This window comes from Chitinophagaceae bacterium (genome assembly GCA_030053935.1).
Lineage (GTDB): Bacteria > Bacteroidota > Bacteroidia > Cytophagales > JASGCU01 > JASGCU01.
The window spans coordinates 6330-17827 of record JASGCU010000010.1 but is presented as its reverse complement, the minus strand read 5'-3'; the positions used below and the strand labels follow the sequence as shown (position 1 = coordinate 17827).

11 protein-coding genes are annotated in these 11498 nt (G+C 31.0%); 4 read left to right on the top strand and 7 right to left on the bottom strand.

The genetic code is table 11. The features are described from left to right. Positions 1–268 precede the first annotated feature (268 nt). The 4 genes from QM536_02360 to QM536_02345 all read left to right on the top strand — a co-directional run bounded on the left by QM536_02360 (position 269) and on the right by QM536_02345 (position 3552). Positions 269–1177 (top strand): zinc ABC transporter substrate-binding protein, encoded by a 909-nt coding sequence (locus QM536_02360; GenBank protein ID MDI9355854.1) that lies wholly within the window; start codon positions 269–271, stop codon positions 1175–1177. 127 nt (positions 1178–1304) lie between these two features. Then, positions 1305–2291 carry a rhodanese-related sulfurtransferase gene (locus QM536_02355; GenBank protein ID MDI9355853.1) on the top strand — a complete coding sequence of 329 codons (987 nt, stop codon included), beginning with the start codon at positions 1305–1307 and terminating at the stop codon, positions 2289–2291. A gap of 65 nt (positions 2292–2356) precedes the next feature. Then, a complete protein-coding gene (locus QM536_02350; protein ID MDI9355852.1) occupies positions 2357–3097 on the top strand; it encodes a hypothetical protein in 741 nt (246 codons plus the stop codon). Beyond that, a complete protein-coding gene (locus tag QM536_02345) occupies positions 3097–3552 on the top strand; it encodes an NUDIX domain-containing protein (protein MDI9355851.1) in 456 nt (151 codons plus the stop codon). The genes QM536_02350 and QM536_02345 overlap by 1 nt, the downstream gene beginning before the upstream one ends. 48 nt (positions 3553–3600) lie before the next feature. Here QM536_02345 and ruvA read toward each other — a convergent pair whose 3' ends face one another. The 7 genes from ruvA to QM536_02310 form a co-directional block, all read right to left on the bottom strand. Next, positions 3601–4197, bottom strand: coding sequence for a Holliday junction branch migration protein RuvA (ruvA, locus tag QM536_02340; GenBank protein MDI9355850.1), 597 nt, complete (start codon positions 4195–4197; stop codon positions 3601–3603). A 6-nt stretch (positions 4198–4203) separates the two neighbouring features. Then, complete coding sequence (locus QM536_02335) at positions 4204–4683, bottom strand: histidine phosphatase family protein (protein MDI9355849.1); 480 nt, start codon at positions 4681–4683, stop codon at positions 4204–4206. 9 nt (positions 4684–4692) lie between these two features. After that, entirely contained in the window at positions 4693–5457 is a 765-nt protein-coding gene (locus tag QM536_02330) for a S1/P1 nuclease (GenBank protein MDI9355848.1), read from the bottom strand. Between the two features lie 7 nt (positions 5458–5464). Then, positions 5465–6211, bottom strand: a complete 747-nt coding sequence (gene fabG / locus QM536_02325; GenBank protein MDI9355847.1) for a 3-oxoacyl-[acyl-carrier-protein] reductase — start codon at positions 6209–6211, stop codon at positions 5465–5467. Between the two features lie 60 nt (positions 6212–6271). Then, the gene (locus QM536_02320; protein ID MDI9355846.1) at positions 6272–9940 is read right to left on the bottom strand and encodes an alpha-amylase family glycosyl hydrolase; all 3669 of its coding nucleotides are present in this window, start codon (positions 9938–9940) and stop codon (positions 6272–6274) included. A gap of 94 nt (positions 9941–10034) precedes the next feature. Then, positions 10035–10934, bottom strand: coding sequence for a rhomboid family intramembrane serine protease (locus QM536_02315; GenBank protein MDI9355845.1), 900 nt, complete (start codon positions 10932–10934; stop codon positions 10035–10037). Positions 10935–10988: 54 nt separating this feature from the next. Continuing rightward, on the bottom strand, positions 10989–11498 hold a 510-nt coding region (locus tag QM536_02310; GenBank protein ID MDI9355844.1), incomplete at its 5' end, for an NERD domain-containing protein.

Sequence of the window (11498 nt, the reverse complement as noted above, 5' to 3'; positions counted from 1 at the left end):
AAACCTCCTACATAAAATTGATGGGATGCTCTCTTTTTATATATTCCCTGCATTTATAATAAAAACAAAGTAGAAATTGTAAATGATAGTAATTTCAACCAAAAGTATGGAAAACTGATTATTAAAAATCGTAGCCCTAGACTTTTATGTTTGCTTAATATATTATCATTGCTATTAACGAATCCAAATATATCTTCCCCTACAATATTATAACTAAAAAATAATTCATAACTCATAATTAACAATTCATAATTTATATAAAAACTGTATGCGAATACTCTACCTTCTTCTTATACTTACATGGAATATATCCTGCGAAGAAAAAAAAGAAATAAAGTCAAAAAAAATAAAAATTGTCTGCACAACCAATATGATATACGATGTTGTTAAAAACATAGCTGGTGATACCGTGTCCGCCTCTTTTTTAATGGGAGCAGGAGTAGATCCACATCTCTATAAAACGACACAAGGAGATATAACCACCCTTTTAGAATCAGATATTGTATTTTATAATGGACTTTTTTTAGAAGGAAAGATGGAAGATGTATTTGAAAAATTAGCAAGACAAAAACCCGTCATACCTGTTACAAAAGACATAAATAAAAAATTATTAAGAACCAATTCAGCATTTGCTCATTCTTTTGACCCACACGTATGGTTTGATATAAAACTTTGGAAAACAGCAGTAAAAACAATAAGCTCCTATCTTCAAACATTTGACACTATCCATACAAATTTTTATAAAACAAACGAAATAGCATATCTCTCCCAATTAGATTCATTAGATGTATGGGCGAAAAAAGAAATAAATACCATACCACCATCTCAAAAAATTCTCATAACAGCCCACGATGCCTTTGGATACTTTGGAGATGCTTATAATATACAAGTAATGGGATTGCAAGGAATATCCACACAATCGGACTTCGGCTTAAAAGATATAACCTATATAGTGAATGAAATCGTAAGCAAAAATGTAAAAGCAGTTTTTTTAGAAACCTCCGTATCAGAAAAATCTATGAAAGCTGTTATATTAGGATGCAAAGAAAAAGGGCATACCCTTACTATAGGAGGAAAACTCTATTCCGATGCGATGGGAGAAATTAATTCCCCCGAAGGAAATTATATAGGTATGTTCTCTTTTAATGTGAAAACTATTGTGAGCTCTTTGAAATAAAATACCTATTTTTTAACAGAAATACGACTCATTTTTTATATATCATTTTATATTTAATAAAAAGTTTATGTAACTTTTGCATATTAATAAATTATTTAAAATGTACGAAAAGAATACAAAAAATAAAATGAAAAAATATAGCGTTCTACTCTACTATTGCTACACACAAATAGATAATACAGAATCTTTTCGAGAAGCCCACCATATATACTGTATAGAAAAAAAACTACTCGGAAGAATTATCATCGCACAAGAAGGAATAAATGGCACTGTAAGCGGACTTGTAGAAAATTGCCAAGAATATATGGAACATCTCAAAGCAGATAAACGATTCGCACATATAGAATTTAAAATAGAATATGTGGATTTTCATGTATTTAAAAAAATTCATGTCAGAATAAAACGTGAAATTGTTCATTCAGGGCTTCCTTATATAAATCCCATACAAAAAACAGGAGCATATATAGAACCAAAAGAAATGCATAGTATTTTAAAAAACAATGAAAAAGATACAGTCCTATTAGATGTAAGGTCAAAGTATGAATATTCAGTGGGGAAATTTAAAAATGCAATTACTTTGGATATCGAAAATTTTAGAGAGTTGAAAGAAAAAATAGATGTACTCAAAAAAACTATTCAAAATAAAAAAATTATCACCTATTGTACTGGTGGGATAAAATGTGAAAAAGCAAGTGCATATCTTTTAGAAAACGGGTTTGAAAACGTATACCAACTTCACGGTGGCATTATAAAATATGGCATAGAAGCAGATGGAGAATACTTTGAAGGAAAATGTTATGTATTTGATAGTAGAATAGCGGTAGATGTCAATAAAATAAACCCTACAATAGTAGGTTCATGCTATGTCTGTAAAAAAATCTGTGATAAGATGATAAACTGTGCAAATCCTACTTGTAATAAGCATGTGCCTATTTGTAAAGAATGTGCTGAAAAATTAGAAGGTACCTGCTCCGCCGAATGCCAACAAAATCCTCATAAAAGACCTTATGATGGAACAGGATATTATCAAAAAAATACAAATGGGTATAACCCATATAAAGATGTTGTGAAGAAAAAAACACCAACTTCTTACAATAACATATCAAATAATTGAGAACACTGTCATTATACAAATGACATAAAATAAAATTAATGTCCCTACTCAAAAAAAATGTTTTTTTGCTGGTAATACTTGTCTTTTCAGCATGTGATTACAACCTTGTATGTCCTGCTTATCAAAGCTCCTACTTACTCAAACAATATCCTACTACCTCACTGAAATCTACCTCAAAATACATGGAAATAATATGTGATAGCTGTAAGACATTATTCAAAACAAAAAATTCTTTAGATTATCACTATTCTGACAAACACCAACACCTCTACGAACAAATACGATATGAAAGATTTTCTCTATTCGGACCAAATTATACTCCTCTCAAAAAATATAACGTAGAAAAAAATACATACGGGCTATTGAAAAAAAAATCAAAAAAGCATAAAAATAAAACCATAAATATCGTAAAAAAACAAAACCAGTTTTTCCCAAGTATAGAAAATAAAGATACAGTTACTACTTCTATAATCCCCGACTCTTTAGTGTCTAGTAATATTCATTTTAAGCACGATTCCTCAAAAATATCAAAAAAAGATAGTATTCGATTTATGACAATAGATAAAAAGTCATATCCAAAATATTCCTTTGACTATAATAGTATAAAATATTCTTATAATGAAGACCAATTTTATTATAATAAATTTTTTGGAGAATTATTTGTTTCTAAACGTATATATTCAGAAAACAATAAAACACAAAAAAACGATACTGTAAATACTACATTAGATGAATTTGATTCTCTCAATTTTTCATCAGAAAATTTTTTTGATACACAAATAAGCAAATACGATAGTATAAAATAATGAACGAGCCACATACAATATTAGAAAAATTATATGGGGATCATTTACGTATAAGAGTTTGTGGGATTTATATACAAGAAAAAAAAATTCTTCTGTTGAAACATGTAGGGGTAGGGAAAAAGCAATATATGTGGATACCGCCAGGCGGAGGAATGGTTTTTGGACAGTCCGTAGAAGAGAATCTCAAAAGAGAGTTTGTGGAAGAAACAGGGCTGAAAATACAAGTAAAAAGATTTTTGTTTTTCTATGAGTACCTTCAAAAGCCCATTCATTCAATAGAATTATTTTTTGAAGTAAAAAAAATAATGGGAACATTAATGTTAGGAAAAGATCCAGAAATGCCATTATCAGAACAGATAATACAAGAAATAAAATTTTTCTCATTTGCAGAAATACAAAAGATGGATAGAGAAACCTTACATCCTGTTATAGTAGATAATTATATGGGAATGTAAACATGGAATGTGTATTTTTTGTTTTTAAAATCTCACTCTTCATAATAATTATTTATAGTTTTTCAAAACTATTCTGATGAGGTCTTCTAAACTTATGGTATTATTATATTCTTTTAATACTACGTCTACATTTTTTTCAGCCATTTGTTTTTGAAATCCTAATACAGAAAGTGCTACTATAGCTTCTTTTTTAAGAGTTTCTGTATGCTGAATGGGTCCCTGTATTATTTTTTCTGTAAATTCTTCTTTTTTTATTTTATCTTTTAATTCTAATAAGATTCTTTGTGCTGTTTTAGTTCCAACACCTTTTACAGATTGTATTATTTTTAGATCTTCTTTTATAATAGCATTTGTAATATCTTCTACAGAAAGAGAAGAGAGAATAAGCAGTGCAGTACTAGGTCCTACCCCATTTACAGATAGAAGGTCTAAAAATCTTTTTTTTTCGTATAAAGTAGCAAATCCATAGAGTGTATGAGCATCTTCTTTTATATGTAAGTGAGTAAATAACTTTCCTTCCATCAAGTTTTTTATAAAAGAATAAGTAGATAAAGATATTTTGACATCGTATCCGATACCATTGAGTTCTACTATGGTATGCGTTGGTTCTTTTTCAATAAATTTTCCAATAAGGTAAGTTATCATAATACTTTATACTTTGTATTGTTTAAATACTCCTGAATTTTTAGAAACCTCTTTCCAATTGGTATCAAAATGGATTTCTACAAAAGATGCGAGTTCCATGATATTTATTTCCGCACCTGTTAAAAACTCAGCGATATAAGTAATTTCAGGGTTATGACCTACCAATAGAATGCATTCATTTACATCACTTAGTTCATGAAGAATCTCTAAATATAAGCGCACAGAAGATTTATACATATTATGTGATGATATAATATCTTCTAATGGATATTTTATTTGTTCCGCTATAATTTTTGAGGTAGTAAAAGTTCTTTCCGCATCGCTTGTAATAATAAGATCTACATTTACAAAATTTTGATTCAAAAAATTTCCTAAGTGTGACGCTTGTGCTATGCCTGTATTTGTAAGCATTCTTTCAAAATCACTCATTCCTTTAAATACATTTTCATTTGCTTCCGCATGCCTTACTAAAAAGAGCTTTTTCATTATATTTTTTTATTTGTAGATTTTATTTAATACTCCTGCTAATCTTACCCCTGCTTGGTGTAACCTTAATAACACTATTTCTAAATTTTGATATATATATTCGTATCCTAAACGTTTGTTTTCAGGAATACTGTATATAGTTTTTCTATAGCTCATAGATTCATAAACCCAATTCATAAGAGTGTCTTTTTTCCATTTTTTTATTTGTTCTGTATTTCTATTTTTTGTTAGAATCCAATCTGTAAATTCTTTATAGCTGAGTTGCTGTGCATCTATGATTTTAGAATCCCATACGGAGTGGAGGTTTGTTTCTTCTGAAAAAAATTTTACCTTTATATCATTTCCTCCTCTATCATCCCCTCTTCCTACGTGAAGTGGTTGGTGTATGTCTCCAATGATATGGATAAGAAACTTTAAAGTGAATGCTTCATCACCTTCGGTAAATTTTTTGGTTTGTAACTCTTTTACAAATTTTTCTATAGCCATAATAGCATCGCCTTCTTGAGGGGGACCATCATAAAGAGTATCGTCAGCAATCGTGCAATAATGAAGTGGATCCATTTTTTTATAAAAAGAATCAGATTTTATGAAGTCTGCGTACGTAGATACCATTGCTACAGATTCTCCTTTGAGTATTTTTTGTATATTTTTTTTTGCTTTGGGAGTAAGGTATTTTTCTGCTATTAATCCTACAATTCTATGTCCATTTTGTCCCCATGAATAAGCATTGAAGATATTAAATCCCAATAAGATACAGCAAATAATTGTTTTCATATATTTTTTATGTGAGTAATCCTCCATCTATTTGAATAACTTGTCCTGTGATATAACTTGCCATATCGGATGCGAGAAATACACATACATTTGCTACTTCTTCGGGTGTTCCTCCTCTTTTGAGAGGAATATTTTCTCTCCAAGTATCTACTGTTTTTTGGTCTAATACTTGGGTCATTTCGGTTTCTATAAATCCTGGGGCTACTGCATTTACTCTAATATTTCTAGAACCTAACTCTAAAGCTACTGATTTTGTAAATCCTATAATGCCTGCTTTGGATGCTGCGTAGTTTGCTTGTCCTGCATTTCCTTTTATGCCTACAACAGAGGTTATATTTATAATAGCACCACTTTTTTGTTTGAGAAAAAGTTTTGTGGTATGTTTTACTGTATTAAAACAAGATTTCAAGTTTGTTTTTATAACCGCTTCCCATTGTTCTTCAGACATTCTGAGCAAAAGACCATCCTGCGTTATACCTGCATTATTGATCAAAATATCTATTTTTCCAAAATCTTTTATTACATCATTTATAAGCTGCTCTGCGGAAGAATAGTCAGAAGCATCAGAACGATATCCCTTTGCCTTTATAGATTCTGTTTGAAGGTCTATTTCCAATTGATGCGCTGCTTCTATGCTATTAAGATAGGTAAAAGCTACGTTTGCACCATTTTTTGCAAATACTTTTGCGATAGATAATCCTATTCCTTTAGACGCACCTGTTACGAGGACTACTTTGTTTTCTAATAATTTCATTTTTTTTTATATAATTTATACGTGAGGTTTACTATTTTTAATTATTGAAAAATTATTTTTTTATTCTATCAAAATCTTTTTTATAGTATATCTATCGTTGAGAGTAATAGACACAAAGTATATTCCTTTTTTAAGATGAGAAATATCCATTTCTATTGTATTATTTACAATAAGAATATTTGTTTTTATATATACTCCATTTATATCCCAGAAATCAATGGATTGAGTGCTAAAAAAAGAGTTATCTTCTAATTGCAAGAATATTTTTTTTTTTGTGGGATTAGGGAATATATGTACGGTATTGTCTATGTGTTTTTCTTCTACTAAAGTGATAAGAGGGGTGGTATTTATGATTGTGTTTTGGTGAAAGTTTACAAAAATATCAGATGCTCCTTCGTCTTTTCCTCGAGCGGAGCCGTCTTCATTTCTAAATACCATTCCTATACGGAACCAATTTGCTGTTGGGGGAACAGCAGTAAAGTAATTTCGTGGAGTGATTGTTATTTGCCATTTGTTTAGTTCATTTGGCACTGCTGTCATTTGCCCTATATTATCATCTGTTCCCCAGTTTCCTACTACATGCTCCCATGAGGTTCCTTGTGCTGATGTAGTAATAATTCCTGAGTGCATATATACTTTCCTCGCATTTACAAGTCCTGCTGTACCATCATTATTTGCTACAAGGGCATCAAAAATAATTTTTATTTCTGTATTAGGTCCAAAATTTTCGGGTTCTACGGTTACTATTTTTCCTTCGGAGGATACTTTTAAAAAGATAGTATCTCCATATATTCCTTTTGCTATTTTACTTCCGTCTGCATTTCTGAAAAACAATCCGATTTTATAAATAGGTATATTTGTTGGGACTTGGAAATATTCTCGTGGTTTGAAAAGAATACTATATTTTATTGGTGATGTTTTGAGAGTAGCCATAAGTCCTATTCCATCATCTCTATTTTCGGTACCTTTTATATATTCTAATTTATTCCCAGTTGGAGAGATTACTACTCCCGCCACCATGTAGCATTTTTCTCCATCTAATGTCCATCTATCAGGAGAATAGATAGGTTGAAAGGTAAGGAGGACAGAATCTTTAGGAGTGAACTGAGATGGTTCTACGGTTACTAATGGCTTGAAGAGGGTTACTAATCCTGCTTCTGGAAAATTGACTCTTCTATCTACGAATATATGAAATTCACCTGGGTATAGTTTGATTGGTTCATTTGCTGTAAAGGGAGTGGTATTTATGTCTTTGAAGAAAAAATCATACCATGTAGCTGTTTGAGAGAGAATAGGTATTCGGGCTGTGACTTCTTGGGTAGTAAAGTTTGCTACTATTACCACAGAAAGTGAGGGATGTTCTATAACTATAGAAGCATGTTTTACTTCTGTGGTTTGAGGGTCATTGGTGAAAGTCCATGTAAATTTTCCTTCGGTAAAAGCGGTTTTGTATTCTTTTACTAAGTTTATAATAGCCGAATGTACTTTAAAAAGTTTTTGTCTTTCGTTATCTTCATAATAGCCTAATCCTTCATTTCCCCAAGGATATGGCTTGTTTCCTAATCTTCCATTAAAATTTATGCTGATATCGTATCCTAATTCTTGAAATTGCCACATCATTTTTGGTCCAGGGACTGTATAAAAAAAAGAAGCGAGTGCTTTTACTCTGTTAAGAGCAATATGTTTATTTTTTAAAAAATAAGTTGCATTTCCTTCTGTACTATTCATTGCTTTATACATCAGACGTTCTTCGTCATGACTTTCCATATAGCTGACTTTTGTTTTGTTATTTACGAATGATATATTGGCGGATGTTTTTCCTAATAAAATATCTCCATAGCTATAGCTTCCATTAGCCCAAAGCAGCATTCCTGCATCTGATAGTTCTTTTTCTTCTCTTTCTTCGGCAAAATGTTCTAATATAACATAAGCATTGGGGGTATGTTCAAATATCTTGAGAGCCATTCTTTTGAGAATAGATATGCGAGAAGCATCGTAATTTGAGGCAGTTTGTTCTGTGGATGTTGTATTTGTAAATCCTTTTGTAAGGTCAAATCTATACCCATCAAAGTGGAATTCTTTCAACCAGTATGTATTTACATCATCTACAAAAGATTGTGTGTATGGGCTTTCGTGGTTAAAATCATATCCTACATTATAGGGATGGGGTGCATCAGTATTAAACCAGGGGCTATTCCGAGCGGGTTTATTATTTTGAGTATCCCAATACATACGAACTAAGGGGCTTTGTCCAAATGCATGGTTTAATACCATATCTAATAGAACAGCAAACCCTTGTTTATGGGCTTCTTGAATAAATGTTTTGAGTTCGTTGTTTGTACCGTAGTATTTATCTACTGCCATGTGGTATATGGGATTGTATCCCCAGCTTTCATTTCCTTCAAATTCCATGATAGGCATAAGTTCTATGGCATTTACTCCTAATTTCTTTAGGTAAGGAAGGGTATCTAGAAGGGCTTTATAAGAATGTTGTTTTACAAAATCACGTATCAAAAGTTCGTAAATAATAAGTTCTTCTTTTTTAGGTCTTACCCAATTATTTTCTGACTCTCCCCATTGAAAAGGTGCTTGCCCTGTTTGTAAAACAGAAGCGATACCAACTTCTGTTGGAATTTTTAGTATTTGTAAAGAATCAAAAGTATATTTATCATTATTTGGGTCGGCTACTTTATCTGCATAAGGATCTCCAATTTTTATTGTTCCGTCTACCCAATATTGATAAGCATATTCTTTTTTAGGTTGGAGTGATGTTATTTCTAACCAAAAATATTGAGAATCGGGAGTTTGTTTCATCAAAAAATTATCTTCTACTTGCCAATTTGTAAAATCGCCTACCACATATACAAATTGTTTTTTTGGTGCTTGAAGTACAAGGATAACGCTCGTAGAATCTGATGCATTATAGTTGATACCATTTTTTATGTTCGGTGGAAGTGCTTCTATAATACTGGAAGTGCGGACATGTATAAAAAAATCTTTCATATTATGTATTGTGGTTTCTCCAAAACGTGTTTCTGTTTTGAATGTTATTTTGGTGGAATGAGAAATATATTTACTAAAACGGATACTCCGAGTATTATTTAGACTTAAAACTTGCTGAAAAATTCCATCATCTTCTTTCAAAGAAAGAGTAAGAGAAGTAGCATCTGTGGATGCTGTAGCTACAAATCTGATGGAATCTCCATTTTTTAAAAAGATATTGCTTTCTGTAGGAGATAGGATACTTATATATGGAATGGAAGAAATATTGAGAAAAATATCTCCGTTATCAATAACAGTGCCACCTGCAAAATCACCTCTTATTCCCTTTCCTTCTTTACTACCATCAGCATTTCTAAAAACCATACCCAATTTATAAATACTTTCTCCCGCGGGGACTTTATAATAACTTCTTATAGACGGAGTAAGTTTTATTCTCCATTGGTCTGTGGTTCCTGTTACTTTGCTCATTTTACCAATACCATCGTCTTTTCCCCAATTTCCTACTACATATTTCCAATCGTTTCCTGTAGGAGAGTTGGTGTTGGTAGTAACAACCCCTGTGTGTATATAAACTGATGTTACCCCCATAAGTGCTTGCGTGCCTTGGTTCGCATCGTATATAATTTCTACACTGTCTTCTGCTGTGAGTGTTTGTGGGATAAACTTTACAATTTGTGCTTTTGCAATTACTATAAATAAAAAATATACTATTGCTACTTTCTTCATGTTTGTTTGATTATTATTTTTTAAGGTGAATATACAGATGGTTTATCAAATAAGTATTCTAAAATTATATTGGTTCTTTTTCATACAAAAATAGTTACATTCTGGAACTCGTAAATAATTTTTGTTTCTCTTCGGTGGTTAAACTTTCATATCCTTTATCAGATATTTTATCTAAAATAGCATCTATCTCTGCTTGGGATACCAAAGAATTTGTTTCTTTATACGATCTATCTGATGCTTTTTGTTCGCTTTTATAGGTTTGTTTTAAAGATGGGGAGGCGGATGTATTTTTTTTTATCCATTTCCAAAAAGAAGAATATAAATAAGGGGTAGTATCTTTTTTTAATTGTAAACCATATATACATCCAAATATCCCACCTACTACATAACAAAAAATATTCATGTAATTTGTTTCTACAGATTCTGCAAAAGATATTATAATATAAAACAAGACTATCCATTTAATCTTGACCGGTCCAACTATCCATACAGAAATATAATAATGAGGGATAAAAACTAATAAAGCGCATGCCAAAGCAAAGGTAGACGCAGAAGAACCCATTATACGAATAAATGCCTCTCTTTCTTGGTTGTAAGGAATTATCTTAAACATCAAAACACAAACAAAACCGGCCACAACACCTCCCCAAAGGTAGAGAGTAATAAAATGTTTTCTGCTCATGTAATGCATCACAATCTTTCCAAATAAATACATAAATAGTATATCGAAAATAAGATGAAAAAAATTATCATGAACAAAAAAATAAGTAAGCACAGCCCAAAATCTATGCTCAAATAGGTCAGATGGATGAGTAATAATGAAAAAATTTATAGCACTATTATATATAGATAAAGCATCGTTCCATCTTAAAATAGTTTTCCATAGAATCACACTTAAAAAAACAGATATATGTATTAACGCGAAACGTATAATGGGATTTACCTGCGTCCAACCATTCCAATGTTTTTTTATTTCTTTTATGAGAGTGTTCATTCTATTGTAATATAAAATATTCTAACCAAAGTGTATAAATAAATTCTGTAATCTTTACTGATAATAATTTTTTACTTCCCCTTCTACTTCTATCACCTCGTTTTTGAGATGGAGAATACCTATTCCTAATTCTTGGGCTTGTTTTATCACTATTGGATCGTATGAAAGCCCTGCGATGAATAAATAAATATTTTCTCTTAGTATAATTCCTCCATATTTTTGAAACAATGGATATTGTTTCTCAAGAAATTTTTCTAAATCTTCTTTTCTAAAACGATGCTTCGTCTCCACAAGGGCTACACTCTGTTTATTTACCAATACTATATCTATCTCTGTAGCAGTGTCTCCTTTGTCATTAAAGAACTCTACATTTTTATGTACATAATCAAAATGAATATCATGGATAGTAGGGTTATTTTTAAGCCCATCAGCAAACATTTCTTCCACTCCCATACCAATATTAAAACCTAATTTATCCATAGTAGATTCTAATTTTTTATGAGCTTCTTCTCTTTCTTTTTTCAGAGCCGCTAATTCTTCTTCATTTTTTTTACGAGCTTCTTC

What these genes read in the sequence shown, in the direction of transcription:
- QM536_02360 (MDI9355854.1), top strand. Translation starts at nt 269, where the DNA reads ATGCGAATACTCTACCTTCTTCTTATACTTACATGGAATATATCCTGC.
- QM536_02320 (MDI9355846.1), bottom strand. Translation starts at nt 9,940, where the DNA reads ATGAAGAAAGTAGCAATAGTATATTTTTTATTTATAGTAATTGCAAAA.
- QM536_02345 (MDI9355851.1), top strand. Translation starts at nt 3,097, where the DNA reads ATGAACGAGCCACATACAATATTAGAAAAATTATATGGGGATCATTTA.
- fabG (MDI9355847.1), bottom strand. Translation starts at nt 6,211, where the DNA reads ATGAAATTATTAGAAAACAAAGTAGTCCTCGTAACAGGTGCGTCTAAA.
- QM536_02355 (MDI9355853.1), top strand. Translation starts at nt 1,305, where the DNA reads ATGAAAAAATATAGCGTTCTACTCTACTATTGCTACACACAAATAGAT.
- ruvA (MDI9355850.1), bottom strand. Translation starts at nt 4,197, where the DNA reads ATGATAACTTACCTTATTGGAAAATTTATTGAAAAAGAACCAACGCAT.
- QM536_02315 (MDI9355845.1), bottom strand. Translation starts at nt 10,934, where the DNA reads ATGAACACTCTCATAAAAGAAATAAAAAAACATTGGAATGGTTGGACG.
- QM536_02330 (MDI9355848.1), bottom strand. Translation starts at nt 5,457, where the DNA reads ATGAAAACAATTATTTGCTGTATCTTATTGGGATTTAATATCTTCAAT.
- QM536_02335 (MDI9355849.1), bottom strand. Translation starts at nt 4,683, where the DNA reads ATGAAAAAGCTCTTTTTAGTAAGGCATGCGGAAGCAAATGAAAATGTA.